This window comes from Herminiimonas sp. Marseille-P9896, from assembly GCF_903993245.1.
Lineage (GTDB): Bacteria > Pseudomonadota > Gammaproteobacteria > Burkholderiales > Burkholderiaceae_D > Oxalicibacterium > Oxalicibacterium contaminans.
Genome location: NZ_CAJEVT010000003.1, coordinates 20072 through 38136, shown reverse-complemented (window position 1 = coordinate 38136; position 18065 = coordinate 20072). Strand labels below are relative to the sequence as shown.

The window sequence follows — 18065 nt, the reverse complement described above, 5'->3', positions numbered from 1 at the left end:
GCCAAGAAAATGTGTTCATACATAAAAAAACGCGCTGCATAGCGCGCTTTTTATGTATGTGGCGCTTGTTAACCCAACCACTTCGCAATAGATAACAACAGAACCAGCAGCATCCACAAGAGCAATGCACGCCATACCAGGCCCACAGTGCTTTGCAGTGCGCGGCTGGACGCTTCTTCGCCGACTGGTGCTTCGGTCTCGATATTGATCGAATCCACCATCGCCGCGTCTGCAGGGATCACCTCAGCCACGGTTTCTACAGGTGCACCCAGGCGTATGCCCATCGCACCACCACCGGCGGACAAGATGATGCCGATAGCTTCATCCTGCCAGCGACCGGCAAAATTACGCCAGGCGTAAATCGCATCCTCGAAGTTGCCGACCACGGCAAAGGCAGCCGCCGTCAGGCGTGCCGGGATCCAGTCTATCCAGTAGAACGCTTGTGATGCGAAGCGACCAAACTCTTCGCGCTCAGCCATCTTCGGCTCATTCCAGATACGTGCCAAGTATTCAGCCACGCGGTACATCACAGCACCGACCGGACCCAGCGGGGTCAAAATCCAGAAGAACACACCGAACACATTGCGGTGTGTGGTCACCAATGCAGTCTCGACTGCAATACGTGAGATTTCGCTGACATCCATACCAGCGGTATCACGCTTGGTCCATTCCGCCAGCAGCGAACGGGCGGTTGCTTCATCGCCGTTGTTGAGCGCCAGCTGGATAGAGGTGAAGAAATGGCTGTAATGACGGAAACCCAGTGTCAGATAAACTACACCCACATTCACTATCAATGCGGCCAGTGGACCGAGTTTGACGCTGATCCAATATAACAACGCTACCGGTACGCAGAACGCAGCGATCATCAGCGCCCATGCCAGGCGTCCGTGATGCGCCTGACCGGCATTAAACGACCCTTCCAGCTTAGCAGCCAGTGCTCGCGCCCCGGCGTAGACCGGATTATCGGCCCGCAACGGTTTTAATTGCTCGATCAATAGCGCAAAGAAGATGGAGAAAAATGTCATTAAAGCGCCTTAATAGTCAGTCAACCCATACGATAACGCAGCACTTCGCGAGAATCAAATAAAGCGAAACATAATAATTTGCGTTACAGCCAAACTCGGTAATCCACACGCGTAAACGACTTACGCCCGGAGGAAATGAAATAGATTGCGCAACATGCCCGCCGTAGCTCCCCAGATAAAGAAGCGCTCATACGGCATCACATAAAATGTACGATTCCCGGTGACGAATTCTGCAGTGCGGCGCTGATGGTGCATGCCATCCATCAGGAAGGCCAGCGGTACTTCAAACACCTCGGCTACCTCGAACGGATCGGCCTTTACTTCGAACGGCGGCTTAACGATAGCGACCACCGGTGTGACACGGAAGCCAGTACCGGTATGGTATTCAGGCAGGGTCCCGATCACGTCGATATGGCTGCGGCTGATGCCGACCTCTTCTTCAGTTTCACGCAATGCGGTTGCTATCGCCGATTCGTCATAGCTTTCCATGCGACCGCCGGGAAAACTGATCTGCCCGGCATGATCATTCAGGTGCGCAGCACGCTGGGTGAACAGGATGGTCGGACCATTCTCTTCCCGCAGCACGATGGGCAGCAAGACTGCGGCCTCGGTCAGCGGGCCGCTCATGGGGCGTACCAGGCGCTCCACAGTAATTTCCGGCGACCACGCTGGCGGGTTGGAAAACCGCGCGCGCAACGCTTCATCCCGCAAGCGGTCAAGAGCAACGGCCTCTTCGCCGCCGAGCGAATCTACCGGCAATAATTCCGGATCAAAATGCAGTCTGGCCAATTCAACTTCCTAATACAAAGTTAATCTATGTGCGCTCCATCCGGATCGAATGAAGCAGCGATATCTAAACGGCCTGTGCCTGATGCAAGACGCAAGTGCGGACTTGCATCGGATTAACTGATGTTAAACCTGTCATCGCTTCAGCACCAGATTTAACAATCAAAAAATGCCTCCGGAAAACAAAAAAGACACCCGAAGGTGTCTTTTTTGTTGCTACCGCAAGTATTGCCCGGACGTATCCGATATTGGCAATTACTCCGCCGCTTTTGCTGCAGCGCGACGTTGTGGCAGTTTTTCTTTGATACGTGCCGATTTGCCCGAACGTTCGCGCAAGTAGTACAGTTTTGCACGACGTACATCACCGCGACGTTTGACTTCGATCGATGCGATCAGCGGGGAATACAGCTGGAACGTACGTTCGACGCCTTCACCGGACGAGATTTTACGAACGATGAAGTTCGAGTTCAGGCCACGGTTACGACGGGAGATAACAACACCTTCGTAAGCCTGAGCACGTTTACGTGTGCCTTCAACTACGTTGACGTTGACGACCACTGTATCGCCAGGGGCGAAGTCAGGGATGTTTTTTGCCAGGCGAGCAATTTCTTCTTGCTCTAATGTTTGGATCAGATCCATTTTTATTACTCCAAAAACCATCGTGCCGGCGCCACGTATATATTTGCCCGGTAGAGGATGGGGTTACACATTGCAGGGCTGTTAATGCGCCCCGCTCGATACAACAAACTACAAACTGCTCAAAAACTTTTCATCGACACGTGTCAGCAATCCTGCTTCACGCGCCTTGACGATCAGATCCGGGCGCTTCCTTGCGGTTGCTTCCAGCGCACGCTCGCGACGCCATTTTTCGATCTCGACATGATGGCCACCCATCAACACTGCCGGTACCGCTGCGCCTTCATAGACTTCAGGTCGCGTGTAATGCGGACAATCGAGCAAGCCATTAACGAAGCTGTCTTCAACTGCCGATGCATCATCATGCAAGACCCCGGGCAACTGCCGGATCACTGCATCCATCAATGCCATCGCCGGAATTTCACCGCCTGACAGGACGAAATCGCCGAGGCTGATTTCTTCATCGACGCAGCTATCCAGAAAGCGCTGGTCTACTGCTTCATAACGTCCGCACAACAAAACCAGACCCGGCTCTGTCGTCAGCTGCATCACGCGTTCATGGGTCAATGCCTTGCCTTGCGGCGACAAATACACAACGCGGGGTGCAGCCAAACCTTGTTCTGTCTGCCTTGCCTTGGCTGCCTGTACGGCTGCCTCCAGCGGCTTAATCATCATCACCATGCCAGGACCACCACCATAGGGACGGTCATCGACGGTACGATGCTTATCGCTGGTGAAATCGCGTGGATTCCACAAAGACAATGCACATTTCTTTTGCTCAAACGCGCGTCGCGTAATACCCGACTGCGTTATCGCTGTGAACATTTCAGGGAATAGTGTGACGACATCAAATTGCATCTCGCCCACTCCTTACTTAGTACGGACTAGTAATCCAGTCCCCAGTCCACTGTAATTTTCTTTGCTGTTCGATCGACCGTGATGACGAACTGCTCAACGAACGGGATCAGCAACTCTTGCGACGCAGCCTTGGGATCAGTGGTTTCAGCCGACTGAGGCACAGCAACGCGCAAAATAGGATGCGCACCGTTGTCCATCATGTCGCTGACCTGACCCAAGTGTTCGCCCTGCAGGTTCTCGACTTCCAGGCCGATCAGGTCGACCCAATAGAACTCATTATCCGACAGAGCGGGGAAATGACTACGCGGAATCTGCACGGTTGCACCTTTCAGCGCCTCCGCAGCATCTCGCCCTGCCACACCCATCAACTTTGCGACTACATCACCGGTATGCATCTTGGACTGCATCATTTCCACGTCATGGAATTCAGGCTTATCCAGCCACCATGTCTTGGCAGTTAACAATGCATCAGCATCGGCCGAATAGGGTCTGACCCTTACCCAGCCATTCAATCCATACGCACCGGAGATGTAACCAACCAGCACCAAATCTTCAGGAACTTTCATTCCCGATGCCGTTTGATTCGACAAAACTTAAGCGGCTTTTTTGCCGACTTGGCTAACCAGGCGAGCTACTGTAGGCGACAGTTGTGCGCCCACGCCTTGCCAGTAGGCCAGACGGTCTTGCACAATGCGGACGCTTTCTTCAGCGCCGGAAGCTACCGGGTTGTAGAAACCGATGCGTTCGATGAAGCGACCATCGCGGCGATTGCGCGAATCTGTAGCAACAATGTTAAAGAAAGGGCGCTTTTTTGCACCACCACGAGCTAAACGAATGACGACCATAATATTTCCAAAAAGTGTCTGAACACGGAAAAAGCCGCAAATTATAGCCCAGGTAGCACAGCACCTGCAACCTCATTCATTGAGATCAGCAATATCGGTGTGGCAAATCGGGCAATCAGACTATTCCACTATGGAAAAGCTTTTGCGGCGCGTAGTCCATCTGCCCGTACAATAGGTAAAAACCGGGTCAGACAGATGGTATTTGATTTAATTTTGATTAAAAACCGGAGTTTGCACGCATTTTCACACGTTTTTTAATCAAAAAAGCTGTTTTTTATATAAAAATCAGCCTTTTCACCGAAAAAATAGCAGGAATATGCCAAATTCGCACAAAAACAAAACCCTAAGCACCCTATTAGCCGCCTTATTTGGCTGGCTCGGCCTGCATCGCTTTTATTTGTACGGCAAGAAAGATTTCTGGGCCTGGGCGCACCTAGCCTTCCCGCCGCTGTCGGTATTTGCCGGTTTTATCGGCGCGCTGGTCATCGGCCTGACCCCGGATGAGAAATGGGATGCGCAACACAATGCCGACTCCGGCCAGACTTCCAACTCCGGCTGGGCCGTCATCGTGCTGGTGGTACTCACCTTTGCGCTCGGCTCCACTGCCCTGATCGCCACCATCGCGCGCGGCTTCGACCTCTACCTGACCGGCGGCGCTTTCGGCTGAGCCTCATCCCACCGGCTTGCCATCGCCCCAGCGCAGTGCAAGCCGTCCTCCGCATGACCTGCGTCAGTGCGCGTAACCGCTATCAGCCGCACTGACTGCCCGCTTTTCCCTCCCTCAAACTGATAATTCGCATGGCACACATAGTGCTTTTATGAAACTTGCCGTGGCATCGCCACATGGCTCAATCAGTCCTCAGGGAGTTTCATGATTATGCGTACTGCGTCCTTCGCATCCGCCACATCCATCAAGATGGCGTTGACCATCCTCGTTTCTGCCTTCGTCTTCAGCAACGCTCACGCGCAAACCCCGGCACCGGAAAACACAACACCGACTGCCGAAACGCAGGCTGCGCCGTTGACCATGCCGATGATTAATGAGCAGACCGAAACGGCAACGCCGGAACCGGTCACAGAAGCGCCACTCACCAAACCCACTGTAGTCGACGCCAGCAAGATCAGCGCGGGCGATACCGCCTGGTTACTGGCGTCAACAGCGCTGGTGCTATTCATGACCATCCCCGGCCTGGCCTTGTTCTATGCCGGTATGGTGCGCAAGAAGAATGTACTGGCGACGATGGCGCATAGCTTTGCCGTCACCTGCCTGATCACCGTGATCTGGGTCGTCATCGGTTACAGCCTCGCCTTCACGCCCGGCTCTCCGTATATAGGAGGACTGGACCGGGTACTGCTCAGCGGCATGGAATTCGTCAAGGAAACCGGCAAGCTCAGCGTCAGCGAAATCGCGCCGACGATACCTGAAAGCGTCTTCATCATGTTCCAGATGACCTTTGCCATCATCACCCCGGCGCTGATCACTGGTGCCTTCGCTGAACGCATGAAATTCTCCGCCCTGCTGATCTTCATCACGCTGTGGTCCATCTTTGTCTACGCACCGGTCGCACACTGGGTATGGGAACCGGGAGGCTGGCTGGCAATGCGCGGCGTACTCGACTTCGCTGGCGGCACCGTGGTTCACATCAATGCCGGGGTCTCCGGCCTGGTTGCCGCCATCATCATCGGACCGCGCCTGGGCTTCGGCAAGGAACCTATGCCGCCACACAATCTGGTGCTGACCGTGATCGGTGCCTGCATGCTGTGGGTGGGCTGGTTCGGCTTCAATGCAGGCTCGGCGGTGGCAGCTGATGGCCGCGCAGGTATGGCGATGCTGGCGACACAAATCGCAACAGCGGTCGGCGCGCTGTCATGGATGATCATCGAATGGCTGCGTCGCGGCAAACCGTCGGTACTCGGCCTGGTCTCCGGTGCAGTATCCGGCCTGGTGGCAATCACACCGGCTTCCGGTTTCGTCGGTGTCAGCGGTGCGCTGGTGATAGGCGCCGCCGCTGGCCTCGCCTGCTACTGGGGCGCAACCACACTCAAATCCAAACTCGGTTATGACGACTCACTGGATGTGTTCGGCGTCCATGCCGTCGGCGGCATAGTCGGCGCGTTGTTGACAGGTGTGTTCGCAGTCGAAAGCATAGGTGGTGCAAGCAGCAGCTTCGGCAATCAAGCCTTCGGTGTGATCGTCACCGTGGTCTACTCGGCTGTCATGACCGCCCTCATCCTCGGCATCGTCAGCGCACTGGTCGGCTTGCGCGTCACACCGGAAGCAGAAATCGAAGGCCTGGATCTGGAACAACACGGCGAGCACGTACTATGACCGAAGAACACCACTCACGTGCAGAGCTGGAAACCCATGCGTTTGCATTAATGGGCAGGCTGCACGTGAACCTGAGACGGCAAAGCGGCCGCGTGATCGATATCGAATACATGCGCATCGATCCGGGCTACTGCCGCTATCTGTTGAAGATGGCATCGCTCTCCACCAGCGAAGAGGTGCAGGAGTTGGGGCAAAAATTGCAGGAAGTTTTTTTTGGTACTGAAGGATTGTTTGTGCGCACCGAACCGCGTCAACCCTTGTTGACGCGACTGCAGGAACCCACCGCTGCACCGGCGGCACCAGCTGCGGCGCCCGCACCTGCTCCATCGAGCGCCGCGCCGGAAACCGGTGACCCGGTTGATCGTGGCTATATAGGACGCTTGCGCTGAAACAGACTACGTAAACTCAGAACTGCGCTTCATCCAGCGCCAGCACACCCGCACTGCCGCTGACGATGGCACTGCGATAAGCGACCGCCTGCGACAGGAAGTAATCAGCGAAGAAACGCGCCGTCGCAATCTTGGCCTGATAAAACTTCGCATCACCACTGCCCGCATCCAGCTTCGCCTGCGCAATCAGGGCGGCACGCCCCATCTGCCAGCCGCAGAGCACAATGCCTGCGAGTTTGAGGTAAGGCACGCTACCAGCGAACACACCCTTGATATCGGACTGAATATTCGCGACGACATAGGCGACGACCTCTTCCAGCGCCGTCGATGCCTCAGCCAGATGTACGCCTATCGCTTTCAAATCCGGTGCGGTCGACTTGGCCAATTCTGCTTCGGTCGCACGCACGGCAGCGATGATACCGCGCGCCACCGCACCGCCATCTCGCACGGTTTTACGACCAACCAGATCATTTGCCTGGATCGCTGTCGTGCCTTCATAAATCGTCAGAATGCGCGCATCGCGATAGTACTGCGCAGCACCTGTTTCTTCGATGAAGCCCATGCCACCGTGGATTTGCAAACCAGTCGACGCCACATCAATCGACATCTCGGTAGACCAGCCCTTGATCACCGGCACCAGGAATTCGTAGAAAGCCTGCTGTGCATTGCGCACTTTTTCATCCGGATGATGATGTGCGATATCGAAGGCGGCCGCACCGACATAAGCCAGTGCACGCGCTCCTTCTATCTGCGCCTTCATCGACATCAGCATGCGCCGCACATCTGGCTGATGGATGATGGAGACCGCGGTCGCCGAACCCTCCAGGTCTTTCGACTGCACGCGATCTTTCGCATAGGCGACGGCTTTTTGATATGCCCGCTCCGCCACGCTGATACCTTGTATACCAACTGCGAAGCGTGCCGCATTCATCATGATGAACATGGTTTCCAGCCCGCGATTCTCTTGCCCGATCAACGTACCGATCGCACCACCATGATCACCAAACTGCAATACCGCAGTCGGGCTCGCCTTGATGCCAAGCTTGTGTTCGATGGAAACGCAGAACGCATCATTGCGCTCACCGAGCGAGCCATCTTCATTCACCAGGAATTTAGGCACCAGAAACAGCGAAATACCTTTCACCCCTTCCGGTGCATCCGGCGTACGGGCCAACACCAGGTGGATGATGTTCTCCGCCATATCGTGTTCGCCGTAAGTGATGAAAATCTTGGTGCCGGAAATTTTGTATGTACCATCGCCCTGCGGCACTGCACGCGAACGCACCAGCGCCAGATCGGAACCGGCCTGCGGCTCGGTCAGGTTCATGGTGCCGGTCCACTTACCAGCGATGAAGTTAGGAAGGAATTTTTCTTTTTGCTGATCCGAGCCTGCGGTCATCAATGCTTCGATTGCACCGTCGGTCAGCAAGGGACAAAGCGCAAACGAGAGGCTGGCCGAGTTCAGCATTTCCATGCACGGTGTCGCCACCAGCTTGGGCAAACCCTGGCCACCAAAATCTGTTGGATGCTGCACACCTTGCCAGCCAGCTTCAGCATAGGCCTTGAACGCTTCCTTGAAACCCGGCGTGGTAGTGACCTTGCCGTCTTTCCACTCACTCGGATGCCGGTCACCAGCCTGGTTCAGTGGCGCGATGACTTCACCACAAAAGCGTGCATTTTCTTCCAGTACCGCTTCCACTGTTTCCGGTGTCGCATCTTCACAGCCGGGCAAGGCATTGATCGCAGCCAGATCGGCCAGTTCGTTCATCACGAACAACATGTCTTTCAAGGGGGCAACGTAACTCATGCAAGACTCCTAAAAGAAAATGGGCAGGACGTTCAGCTCTTGCAGTGTGCCAGAAAACATCCTGTACGCACCACATCTGCTGCTCGTCCTGCCCATTTAAGCTGTAACGACACTGCCCGCTACGGCTCCCTGCATATTAGCTGGCCCGGTATTAACCCAGCTCGGCCACCAGTTGCGGCACGATTTCAAACAAATCGCCAACGATGCCGTAATCCGCTACCGAGAATATCGGTGCTTCCGGATCCTTGTTGATAGCAACGATGGTTTTGGAATCTTTCATACCAGCCAGATGCTGGATCGCCCCCGAGATACCGACCGCGATGTACAGCTCCGGTGCCACGATCTTGCCAGTCTGGCCGACTTGCCAATCGTTAGGCACGTAGCCAGCGTCAACTGCTGCGCGCGATGCACCCATCGCTGCGCCCAGTTTGTCAGCCAGTGGCTCGAGGATTTTGAAGCTTTCTTCCGACCCCAGACCACGACCACCGGATACGACGATCTTGGCAGCGGTCAATTCAGGACGTGCCGAGGTTGCCAGTTCGCGCGATACGAACGACGACTTGCCGGAATCAGCTACGGCCGTAACGTTTTCAACTGTCGCCGAGCCGCCTTCAGCTGCGGAATCAAAAGCGGTACCGCGCACGGTGATGACTTTGACCGCATCTGCCGACTGCACGGTGGCAATCGCGTTACCGGCGTAGAACGGACGCTCGAAGGTATCGGCCGAAACGACTTTGGTGATTTCAGAAATTTGCGCGACGTCCAGCTTGGCGGCGACGCGTGGCAGGATGTTTTTACCGTATGCGGTAGCCGGTGCCAGGATGTGCGAGTAATTGGCAGCCAGTGCCAGTGCTTGCGCCGCAACGTTTTCGGCCAGGCCGTCGGCGAATTGTGCGCCGTCCGCTACCAGTACCTTGGTGACACCTGCAATTTTTGCGGCGGCCTGTACCGCTGCATCAGCCTGGTGACCTGCGACCAGGACGTGAACTTCGCCACCGCATTGAGCAGCGGCGGTAACGGTATGCAGGGTGCTGCCTTTCAGGGAGGCATTATCGTGTTCGGCAATGACGAGTGCTGTCATGGTGAATTCCTGTGATGTATGCAATATAGCGACGGTGCCGGGCACACATCGCTACAGATAATTAAATGACTTTGGCGTCGTTCTTGAGTTTTTCGACCAGCGTTTTTACGTCCGGCACGATGATGCCGGCCGAGCGCTTCGCAGGCTCTTCGACTTTCAAGGTTTTCAGGCGCGGGGTGACATCAACGCCGAGGTCGGCTGGCTTGAAGTTTTCCAGGGTCTTTTTCTTTGCCTTCATGATGTTAGGCAAAGTCACATAACGCGGTTCGTTCAGGCGCAGGTCGGTCGTCACGATCGCTGGCAGCGTCAGCGCGACTACTTCCAGGCCACCGTCTACTTCACGGGTGACTTTGATCTTGTCACCGTCAATTTCGATCTTCGACGCGTAGGTCGCTTGCGGCCAATCCAGCAAGGCAGCCAACATCTGGCCGGTCTGGTTCGCATCATCATCAATCGCTTGCTTGCCGAGGATGATCAGTTGCGGTTGTTCTTTATCAGCAACTGCCTTGAGCAATTTGGCGACTGCCAACGGCTGTAACTCGACGTCGGTTTCCACCAGGACTGCACGATCAGCACCGATGGCCATCGCGGTACGCAAGGTTTCCTGCGATTGCAGGACGCCGCAGGAAACGGCGATGATTTCTGTAGCTTTACCGGCTTCTTTCAAGCGGGTCGCTTCTTCCACAGCGATTTCATCGAAGGGGTTCATCGACATTTTGACGTTGGCGATATCGACGCCGGACTGATCCGATTTGACGCGGACCTTGACGTTGAAATCAACCACACGTTTGACTGGAACCAACACTTTCATAGCTATGCCTTTGAAAAAGTCACAAGGACGTAAATGTAAACTAGGAAAGATTATAAACGGAAGTGGCGCAGATGCTCAGTTCTGGACACTATGACCAGTCTGGCGGTAGGGATAAGGCGGGAAATCGGAGGTACGGAAACAGGCGTATTGCCAGCATGCGCCGTGGCCTGGCCACAGCACATGCATCCGTATTATTTGCGTTGCATGAAGAAGGTAAAGACTTCGTCTTGCTGACTTTGCTCCAGCAATTGATTACCGGTCTGTTTGGCGAAGGCCTGGAAGTCGCGTACCGAACCTGGATCGGTAGCTTGCACACGCAAGACCTCACCGCTCACCATTTCGGCCAAGGCTTTCTTGGTCTTCAAAATTGGTAGAGGGCAATTCAAACCCCGTGCATCGAGGTCTTTGGTAAATTCCATGGTCATACTCTCACATCAGTACATGCGATTGATTCTACTCTCAAACGCAACAGGGGAATGGCCGGAGGCCGGGTATACAACTTATTTAACAATTGCTTGCAACTACACACCTGCTTTTAATGCCCTGCGGAAAAAGCAAACGGCGCAAGCAGGTCAACACCCCTGCTTGCGCCGTCAGGTATGAATTAAGCGCGTTCGCCGACCCAGGCTGCAACACCTTGCAAGGCGTTCGGCAAACCACTGGCATCGGTACCACCGGCCTGAGCCATATCCGGCTTGCCACCGCCTTTGCCGCCGACTTGCTGCGCGACAAAGTTGACCAGTTCACCAGCTTTAACCTTACCGATGGAATCAGCGGTCACACCTGCAATCAGGCTGACTTTGCCGTCGTTCACAGCTGCCAATACGATGGCGGCTGTTTTCAGTTTGTCTTTCAGCTTGTCCATGGTGTTGCGCAGGGTCGCGACATCGGCGCCTTCCAGCACCGCTGCCAGTACCTTGATGCCTTTGACATCAACCGCCTGCTCGACCAGTTCATCACCTTGCGACGACGCCAGCTTGCCTTTCAGCGCGCCGACTTCACGCTCCAGCGCTTTCATCTGATCCAGTACTTGCGCCAGACGTGGCTCCAGTTCTGCCGGCTGGGTTTTCATCATCGCTGCTGCGCTATGGATCACTGCTTCCAGCTCCTGCACATAGGCCAGCGCCTTCGCACCAGTAATCGCTTCGATACGACGCACGCCAGCAGCTACGCCGCTTTCGCTCATGACTTTGAACAAACCGATATCGCCGGTACGGCTGACGTGGGTACCACCGCACAGCTCACGGCTGGAACCAATATCCAGTACGCGTACGGTTTCGCCGTACTTTTCACCGAACAACATCAGCGCGCCAGTTTTTTGTGCGGATTCGATATCCATCACACGTGCCTGCGTATCCGAGTTCAACAGGATTTCTGCATTCACGCGTTTTTCGATTTCGAGAATTTGTTCGCGGGTAACCGGCGCATTGTGCGCAAAGTCGAAACGGGTTTTGTCAGGATCAACCAGCGAACCTTTTTGCTGCACGTGCGCACCCAGCACTTCACGCAAGGCCTTATGCATGATGTGGGTGACCGAGTGGTTGCGCATGGTGGCGGCACGACGTGCGCCATCCACTGCGGCCTTGACCTTGTCGCCAACTGTCAACGCACCCTGGGTCTGTACACCGTGGTGACCATAAACATCCGCTTTGATTTTCTGTGTGTCTTCAACGCCGAACTGCACACCTTCAGCACTGATGAAGCCCTGGTCGCCAACCTGGCCACCGCTTTCCGAGTAGAACGGAGTGGTGTCCAGCACGACGATACCGGCCTGGCCTTCTTTCAGGGTCTGTACAGCTGTGCCTTCAAAGTACAAGCCGACGACCGTGGCTTGCTCTTCCAGGTGTTCGTAACCGGTGAAGGTATTGCCTGCGCCGGTGTATTCGACCGCGCGTTCCATTTTGAATTTACCAGCAGCACGACCTGCTGCTTTTTGTTTTTCCATCGCAGCAGCAAAGCCAGCTTCATCGACACTCAGACCACGTTCGCGGCATACGTCAGCCGACAGATCGAGCGGGAAGCCGAAAGTGTCATGCAACTTGAATGCGACTTCACCCGGCAATACCTTGGCGTCGCCAGCCAGCGCTGCGTCAAGGATTTCCATGCCGTTGGCCAGCGTTTCAAAGAAGCGTTCTTCTTCCGCTTTCAATACTTCGGTAATGCGTTGTGCATCCGCTTTCAGTTTTGGATAAGCGTCGCCCATTTGCACGACCAGGTCTTGCACCAGCTTGTGGAAGAAAGGCTTCTTCTGGCCGAGTTTGTAACCGTGGCGGATCGCGCGGCGGATGATGCGGCGTTGTACATAGCCACGACCTTCATTGCTCGGGATCACTCCGTCAGCCACCAGGAATGCGGTCGCGCGGATGTGGTCGGCGATGACTTTCAGCGAGTTATTGCTGAGGTCTTGCGTATGGGTTTCACGCGCAGCAGCTTTGATCAAAGCCTCGAAGGTATCGATTTCGTAGTTGCTGTGTACGTGTTGCAGGATCGCGGCCAGGCGTTCCAGGCCCATGCCGGTATCGACGCAAGGTGCAGGCAACGGTTTGACCGAGCCATCTTCTGCCATGTCGAATTGCATGAAAACGTTGTTCCAGATTTCGATGAAACGATCACCGTCTTCATCCGGGCTGCCTGGAGGACCGCCAGCGATGTGCGGACCGTGGTCATAGAAGATTTCCGAGCAAGGACCGCATGGACCGGTGTCGGCCATCATCCAGAAGTTATCTGATTTATAGCGCCCACCCTTGTTGTCGCCGATGCGAATAACGCGCTCAGGCGGCAAGCCAATTTCCTTGGTCCAGATGTCGTAGGCTTCCTGGTCTTCGATATAAACCGTCGCCAGCAACTTCTCGCCTGGCAAACCGTAAACCTGTGTCAACAGTTCCCACGACCATTTCAGCGCGTCGCGCTTGAAGTAGTCGCCGAAGCTCCAGTTACCCAGCATTTCAAAGAAAGTATGGTGACGTGCGGTGTAGCCGACGTTTTCCAGATCGTTGTGTTTGCCGCCAGCGCGCAGGCAGGCTTGTACCGAGGTGGCACGTACATACGGGCGCTTGTCACTGCCGAGGAATACATCCTTGAACTGCACCATCCCCGAGTTGGTGAACATCAGCGTAGGATCATTGCCCGGTACCAGCGGACTGGACGGCACGATCGTGTGGCCTTTGGATTCAAAGAACTTCAGGAATTTTTCGCGGATTTCGGACGAGTTCATGTTCTGGCTAAAAGTAAGGAAATTGGTGGTGCAAACGATAGATTATACGTGATATGGGCGCGATAACCCTCCCCTTCTCATGGTTGAAACCACAAGGGAGCGCTTAGCGTGACGAAGGGGAAATATGGGCCGGTTCCTCGCCAAAGCGTGGCCCGATCAGGTCGATACGGTCGGTACAGAAGCCATCCACGCCCCAGGACAGGATTTCCTGCGCCCGTGCCGGTTCGTTGACGGTATAGCAAAACAGGCCAAATCCGGCCTCTTTCACAGCGCGCGCCAGCAACGGCGTCAGGTGTTTGTGGTTGGTATTGAGCGAAATCGCACCCAGCGCCAACAGGCGTTCATGCCAATCCGGCGTCACCTCTTCTATCAGGAAAGCACGCGGGATGTCCGGTGCCGCCAGTTGTGCCGCCCGCAAAGCGTCGAAGGAAAATGAAGACAGCAAGGGCAAAGCGCCCGGGGTACGATCCAGTGAGTGTTCAAACAGGCGCTTGACCGCCTGCGCCACCACCCAGCCGGTCTGGTCTTCAAACCCCGGAACCGGCTTGATCTCGATATTCATCCAGATATTGTGGTGTATGCAGAAATGCGCGACTTGCTCAAAGCTGGGTACCGGCTCACCGATGAAATTCACGCCAAACCACGCCCCGGCATCCAGCTCCATCAATTCCTGCGCGGTATAGTCGGCTATGCTACCCTCACCCTGCACGGTACGTCCCAGCTCGGGGTCGTGCATGACCATGGGCACACCGTCTTTAGACAGCATCACGTCAAACTCGACCGCATAAAAACCGTGCGTCAGCCCGCAACGCATCGCAGCTATCGTGTTTTCAGGTGCCAGCACGCCGCCACCGCGATGCGCAACAATCTTGGGATAGGGCCACATGGTGTTATTCCAATCGACTCAAGAGCGCACAGTGTATATCAGCGTGCTGCTCTTAATATAGCCGGACTTCTTGCATTTTCAACACGAGACCTGAAACACAACAACAGATAAAATGTCTGCCGCTATCGTGACTGCCGGATGGCCGCGCCATCTGGCGCGCCCCGGCCACGCATTTACCCGTAACGACCACCTCAGGATTACACATGCCAACTTTTGACTGGGCCAATCCCTACCCATCAATCCGCGCCCCGCTGTTTGCGCGCAACGTCGTTTCAACCTCGCAACCGCTGGCGGCACAAGCCGGCCTGCGCATGCTGCTCAAAGGCGGCAACGCGGTCGATGCCGCGGTTGCCGCGGCAGCCGCCATCACCATAGTTGAACCGGTTTCCTGCGGCCTCGGCAGCGACGCTTTTGCACTGGTATGGGATGGCAATCAATTGCATGGCCTGAACAGCTCCGGCACCTCGCCGGCAGCGTGGACACCTGAATACTTCAAGCAAAAGCACAACAACCTGATGCCGGAACGCGGCTGGGACTCAGTCACCGTACCGGGCGCGATCGCGGGCTGGGTCGCGCTCTCGCAAAAATTCGGTAAATTGCCTTTCGCCGACCTGCTGGAACCAGCGATCGAACTGGCGGCACGCGGCCACATGGTGGCACCTGTCGTACAGAAAAAATGGAATAACGCGATTCCCATCCTGAAGAACCAACCCGGCTTTGCGCAAGCCTTCATGCCGCATGGCCGTGCCCCGCATGTAGGTGAACAATTCGTCTTCAGCGATGCCGCCAAAACGCTGACCAAAATCGCCGAAAGCAATGGCGAATCCTTCTATCGCGGCGAGCTGGCCGAATCCATCGTCAACTACGCCAAAGAAAACGGCGCCGCCATGACACTTGCTGACCTCGCCGGCTTCCAGCCGGAATGGGTTACCCCTATCCAGAAAAACTACGGCGGACACACCGTGCACGAAATCCCGCCGAATGGCCAGGGTATCGCAGCACTGATCGCACTCGGCATCCTCGACAAGCTGGATATCTCTCGCTACCCGGTAGATTCGGTCGAAGCGCAACACATGCAAATTGAAGCGATGAAACTGGCGTTTGCCGATACCTACAAATGGGTGGCCGACGAGAAGTACATGACTGAAGTCACGGTCAAGGACTTGCTGAGCGATGGCTACCTGAGCGAACGCGCCAAACTGATCAATATGGACCAGGCGACACGCGCCAGCCACGGCACGCCACCAAAAGGCGGCACCATCTACCTGACCGCAGCAGATGAAAGCGGCATGATGGTCAGCTTCATCCAGTCCAACTACATGGGCTTCGGCTCCGGCGTCGTGGTACCAGGCACCGGCATCAGCCTGCAAAATCGCGGCTTCGGTTTCAACACCATTGCGCGCCATGCAAACTGCGTCGCGCCAAACAAGCGTCCGTTCCACACCATCATCCCTGGCTTCCTCAGCAAGGACGGCAAACCGGAAATGAGCTTCGGCGTCATGGGCGGCAACATGCAGCCGCAAGGCCATGTGCAAACCCTGATCCGCATGCTGTCCTATAACCAGCAACCACAAGCGGCATGCGATGCACCGCGCTGGAAGGTCAATGTCGGCATGTCGGTAGACGTCGAAGAAACCATGCCACCAGATGTACGCGCTGCGCTGCAGGCACGTGGCCACAAAATCGAAAACATCGCCGACAGCTATATGGATTTCGGCGCCGGTCAATTCATCTGGAAAACCGAACACGGCTACATCGCTGCCAGCGATCCACGTCGCGACGGACAGGCAGTCGGTTATTGATTACTGGCTGGTTCACCCGACACTGCACACCAGGCGGCCGCACTCCCATATTCATGGGGATGTTTATGCGGCCGCTTTCGGGTCTAATGTGCGCTGATTTTTTCCCACGAGAATGACATGTCCGAAGTTGCATCCGCTCCAGCAGTCCCTGCACCTGAACCATCCGGCATAGGCGGCTGGCTGCTGCTGCCCGCCATCGCCCTCATCATCAGCCCGTTGCGGATGATCTATGAATTCCATCAGACATTCTTGGACCTGCTGCGCCCGTCGGTATGGATCTCGCTGCTGAGCACGAAGTCGCCGAACTATAGCCCGGTGTTAGCCACCGTACTCGGCTGGGAAATCCTGGCCAACCTTGCCTTGTTTGCCCTCACCATCTGGCTGGGCTACCTCTTCTTCCGGAAGCGCAAGCTCGCGCCCGCCATATTCATACTCTGGATAGTGGTCAGCGCCGCACTGCAACTGGCGGACCTCATGCTGACTTCGCTGCTGGGTCTCGACGCGCAACAAAGCAATTCCCGTTCGGTCATCGAACTGGTTAAAAGCGGCATAGGCGCGGCCATCTGGGTGCCCTACTTCCTGCGTTCGGTGCGCGTCAAAAATACCTTTGTGCACCATGCAGCCAAGCCCAACTACTAAACTACAGCGTGGCGGAAAATACATCTTTTTCACATTCTCGTAACCACACTGTCATCGCTTTGTGAGAGTATTGCTTCAGGTATCTGAAGCAAGTCGTTCCTGCCCACGATTCCTATAGCTATCGTGCGCCGCCTCGCTTGTGTCATTTACCGTGCCTGAACATTGTTTTTGCATGGAGTGAGAATCGATGAAGCGTAGTGAAATGCGTCACAAGATTCAAAATAGCAGCCTCGGTTTCCTGGCTGGCTATGTGGACACATTAGGTTTCGTTGCACTGTTTGGTTTATTTACCGCGCACGTCACCGGCAACTTTGTACTGATCGGCGCAGAGATGGCGCACCCGCAAGGCGGGCCGCTGCTCCTCAAAATCCTCGCCTTTCCCGCCTTCGTCTTTGGCGTGGTCTTCGCCCGCCTGTTCATTGCATCCCTGCTCAAACGCGGCCGCCACGCGCTGTGGTACGCCTACATCCTGCAACTCGTCCTGCTGATCGCTTTCATGGTACTCGGCTATATCGCCAGCCCTATCGGCAATGAACCCACACTGATGGCAGAACTGGCAGGTATCGTCGGCGCGATGGCCATGGGTACGCACAGCGCCGCCGGCCGACTCTTGCTGCCTCACCTGGCCCCCACCGCCATGATGACCGGCAACGTGACCCAGCTCGTAATTGACTCGGTGGACGTCATCTTTGGCTCGGCCAATGAAGCGGTCAAACAGCGCTGCATCAAATTCCTGTGGCCGGTCGTCGCCTTTGGCGTCGGTGCAGTCGGTGCCGCTTTTGCCTACCAATACGCGGGTTTCCTCGCGCTGCTGCTGCCCATCGCCATCCTGCTCTACCTGATGTACATAGAGCGCGGCGTCATCAAACGCCTGCAAAAGGAAAAAGAACGCGAAAAAGCCCAACTGGCAGCCAAAGCGGAAAACCACAAACCAGTGTCCGCGTCCTGAGCCTTATC

18 protein-coding genes are annotated in these 18065 nt (G+C 55.6%); 6 read left to right on the top strand and 12 right to left on the bottom strand.

From position 1 onward, the window contains the following. Positions 1 to 68: 68 nt before the first annotated feature. The 6 genes from H7U06_RS10605 to rpsP form a co-directional block, all read right to left on the bottom strand. Positions 69 to 1025, bottom strand: a complete 957-nt coding sequence (locus H7U06_RS10605; RefSeq protein ID WP_175626154.1) for a CobD/CbiB family protein — start codon at positions 1023 to 1025, stop codon at positions 69 to 71. A gap of 120 nt (positions 1026 to 1145) precedes the next feature. After that, a complete protein-coding gene (locus tag H7U06_RS10600) occupies positions 1146 to 1814 on the bottom strand; it encodes a CoA pyrophosphatase (RefSeq protein ID WP_175626153.1) in 669 nt (222 codons plus the stop codon). Positions 1815 to 2066: 252 nt separating this feature from the next. Continuing rightward, positions 2067 to 2450 (bottom strand): 50S ribosomal protein L19, encoded by a 384-nt coding sequence (gene rplS / locus H7U06_RS10595; RefSeq protein ID WP_124574775.1) that lies wholly within the window; start codon positions 2448 to 2450, stop codon positions 2067 to 2069. A 108-nt stretch (positions 2451 to 2558) separates the two neighbouring features. Further along, positions 2559 to 3305: a tRNA (guanosine(37)-N1)-methyltransferase TrmD gene (trmD, locus tag H7U06_RS10590; RefSeq protein WP_175626152.1), complete on the bottom strand. Its 747-nt coding sequence runs from the start codon at positions 3303 to 3305 to the stop codon at positions 2559 to 2561. Between the two features lie 26 nt (positions 3306 to 3331). Then, positions 3332 to 3871: a ribosome maturation factor RimM gene (gene rimM / locus H7U06_RS10585; RefSeq protein WP_175626151.1), complete on the bottom strand. Its 540-nt coding sequence runs from the start codon at positions 3869 to 3871 to the stop codon at positions 3332 to 3334. Between the two features lie 27 nt (positions 3872 to 3898). Further along, positions 3899 to 4150: a 30S ribosomal protein S16 gene (gene rpsP, locus H7U06_RS10580; RefSeq protein ID WP_124574772.1), complete on the bottom strand. Its 252-nt coding sequence runs from the start codon at positions 4148 to 4150 to the stop codon at positions 3899 to 3901. A 316-nt stretch (positions 4151 to 4466) separates the two neighbouring features. Here rpsP and H7U06_RS10575 point away from each other — a divergent pair, with 316 nt between their 5' ends. The 3 genes from H7U06_RS10575 (at position 4467) to H7U06_RS10565 (ending at position 6868) form a co-directional block, all read left to right on the top strand. Next, the gene (locus H7U06_RS10575) at positions 4467 to 4817 is read left to right on the top strand and encodes an NINE protein (RefSeq protein ID WP_175626150.1); all 351 of its coding nucleotides are present in this window, start codon (positions 4467 to 4469) and stop codon (positions 4815 to 4817) included. A gap of 204 nt (positions 4818 to 5021) precedes the next feature. After that, on the top strand, positions 5022 to 6479 hold the full coding sequence (gene amt / locus H7U06_RS10570; protein ID WP_175626149.1) for an ammonium transporter: 1458 nt from the start codon (positions 5022 to 5024) through the stop codon (positions 6477 to 6479). Continuing rightward, positions 6476 to 6868, top strand: coding sequence for a hypothetical protein (locus H7U06_RS10565; RefSeq protein ID WP_175626148.1), 393 nt, complete (start codon positions 6476 to 6478; stop codon positions 6866 to 6868). The genes amt and H7U06_RS10565 overlap by 4 nt, the downstream gene beginning before the upstream one ends. 16 nt (positions 6869 to 6884) lie before the next feature. Here H7U06_RS10565 and H7U06_RS10560 read toward each other — a convergent pair whose 3' ends face one another. The 6 genes from H7U06_RS10560 to ugpQ form a co-directional block, all read right to left on the bottom strand. After that, a complete protein-coding gene (locus H7U06_RS10560) occupies positions 6885 to 8675 on the bottom strand; it encodes an acyl-CoA dehydrogenase (protein ID WP_175626147.1) in 1791 nt (596 codons plus the stop codon). A gap of 151 nt (positions 8676 to 8826) precedes the next feature. Continuing rightward, complete coding sequence (locus H7U06_RS10555; protein ID WP_175626146.1) at positions 8827 to 9756, bottom strand: electron transfer flavoprotein subunit alpha/FixB family protein; 930 nt, start codon at positions 9754 to 9756, stop codon at positions 8827 to 8829. Between the two features lie 61 nt (positions 9757 to 9817). Further along, on the bottom strand, positions 9818 to 10567 hold the full coding sequence (locus H7U06_RS10550) for an electron transfer flavoprotein subunit beta/FixA family protein (protein ID WP_175626145.1): 750 nt from the start codon (positions 10565 to 10567) through the stop codon (positions 9818 to 9820). Positions 10568 to 10758: 191 nt separating this feature from the next. Continuing rightward, positions 10759 to 10986, bottom strand: a complete 228-nt coding sequence (locus tag H7U06_RS10545; protein WP_175626144.1) for a sulfurtransferase TusA family protein — start codon at positions 10984 to 10986, stop codon at positions 10759 to 10761. Positions 10987 to 11171: 185 nt separating this feature from the next. Further along, positions 11172 to 13781, bottom strand: a complete 2610-nt coding sequence (gene alaS, locus H7U06_RS10540) for an alanine--tRNA ligase (protein WP_175626143.1) — start codon at positions 13779 to 13781, stop codon at positions 11172 to 11174. 103 nt (positions 13782 to 13884) lie between these two features. Then, the gene (ugpQ, locus tag H7U06_RS10535) at positions 13885 to 14667 is read right to left on the bottom strand and encodes a glycerophosphodiester phosphodiesterase (protein ID WP_175626142.1); all 783 of its coding nucleotides are present in this window, start codon (positions 14665 to 14667) and stop codon (positions 13885 to 13887) included. Between the two features lie 203 nt (positions 14668 to 14870). Here ugpQ and ggt point away from each other — a divergent pair, with 203 nt between their 5' ends. The 3 genes from ggt to H7U06_RS10520 all read left to right on the top strand — a co-directional run bounded on the left by ggt (position 14871) and on the right by H7U06_RS10520 (position 18057). Further along, the gene (gene ggt / locus H7U06_RS10530) at positions 14871 to 16469 is read left to right on the top strand and encodes a gamma-glutamyltransferase (RefSeq protein WP_175626141.1); all 1599 of its coding nucleotides are present in this window, start codon (positions 14871 to 14873) and stop codon (positions 16467 to 16469) included. A gap of 117 nt (positions 16470 to 16586) precedes the next feature. Continuing rightward, the gene (locus tag H7U06_RS10525; protein ID WP_175626140.1) at positions 16587 to 17108 is read left to right on the top strand and encodes a DUF2569 domain-containing protein; all 522 of its coding nucleotides are present in this window, start codon (positions 16587 to 16589) and stop codon (positions 17106 to 17108) included. A 187-nt stretch (positions 17109 to 17295) separates the two neighbouring features. Next, positions 17296 to 18057: a YoaK family protein gene (locus tag H7U06_RS10520; protein ID WP_175626139.1), complete on the top strand. Its 762-nt coding sequence runs from the start codon at positions 17296 to 17298 to the stop codon at positions 18055 to 18057. The last annotated feature ends 8 nt before the right edge of the window (positions 18058 to 18065 follow it).

What these genes read in the sequence shown, in the direction of transcription:
- rplS (WP_124574775.1), bottom strand. Translation starts at nt 2,450, where the DNA reads ATGGATCTGATCCAAACATTAGAGCAAGAAGAAATTGCTCGCCTGGCA.
- ugpQ (WP_175626142.1), bottom strand. Translation starts at nt 14,667, where the DNA reads ATGTGGCCCTATCCCAAGATTGTTGCGCATCGCGGTGGCGGCGTGCTG.
- H7U06_RS10575 (WP_175626150.1), top strand. Translation starts at nt 4,467, where the DNA reads ATGCCAAATTCGCACAAAAACAAAACCCTAAGCACCCTATTAGCCGCC.
- amt (WP_175626149.1), top strand. Translation starts at nt 5,022, where the DNA reads ATGATTATGCGTACTGCGTCCTTCGCATCCGCCACATCCATCAAGATG.
- H7U06_RS10545 (WP_175626144.1), bottom strand. Translation starts at nt 10,986, where the DNA reads ATGGAATTTACCAAAGACCTCGATGCACGGGGTTTGAATTGCCCTCTA.
- H7U06_RS10565 (WP_175626148.1), top strand. Translation starts at nt 6,476, where the DNA reads ATGACCGAAGAACACCACTCACGTGCAGAGCTGGAAACCCATGCGTTT.
- H7U06_RS10525 (WP_175626140.1), top strand. Translation starts at nt 16,587, where the DNA reads ATGTCCGAAGTTGCATCCGCTCCAGCAGTCCCTGCACCTGAACCATCC.
- H7U06_RS10555 (WP_175626146.1), bottom strand. Translation starts at nt 9,756, where the DNA reads ATGACAGCACTCGTCATTGCCGAACACGATAATGCCTCCCTGAAAGGC.
- trmD (WP_175626152.1), bottom strand. Translation starts at nt 3,305, where the DNA reads ATGCAATTTGATGTCGTCACACTATTCCCTGAAATGTTCACAGCGATA.
- rpsP (WP_124574772.1), bottom strand. Translation starts at nt 4,150, where the DNA reads ATGGTCGTCATTCGTTTAGCTCGTGGTGGTGCAAAAAAGCGCCCTTTC.
- rimM (WP_175626151.1), bottom strand. Translation starts at nt 3,871, where the DNA reads ATGAAAGTTCCTGAAGATTTGGTGCTGGTTGGTTACATCTCCGGTGCG.
- alaS (WP_175626143.1), bottom strand. Translation starts at nt 13,781, where the DNA reads ATGAACTCGTCCGAAATCCGCGAAAAATTCCTGAAGTTCTTTGAATCC.
- H7U06_RS10605 (WP_175626154.1), bottom strand. Translation starts at nt 1,025, where the DNA reads ATGACATTTTTCTCCATCTTCTTTGCGCTATTGATCGAGCAATTAAAA.
- H7U06_RS10520 (WP_175626139.1), top strand. Translation starts at nt 17,296, where the DNA reads ATGAAGCGTAGTGAAATGCGTCACAAGATTCAAAATAGCAGCCTCGGT.
- H7U06_RS10560 (WP_175626147.1), bottom strand. Translation starts at nt 8,675, where the DNA reads ATGAGTTACGTTGCCCCCTTGAAAGACATGTTGTTCGTGATGAACGAA.
- ggt (WP_175626141.1), top strand. Translation starts at nt 14,871, where the DNA reads ATGCCAACTTTTGACTGGGCCAATCCCTACCCATCAATCCGCGCCCCG.
- H7U06_RS10550 (WP_175626145.1), bottom strand. Translation starts at nt 10,567, where the DNA reads ATGAAAGTGTTGGTTCCAGTCAAACGTGTGGTTGATTTCAACGTCAAG.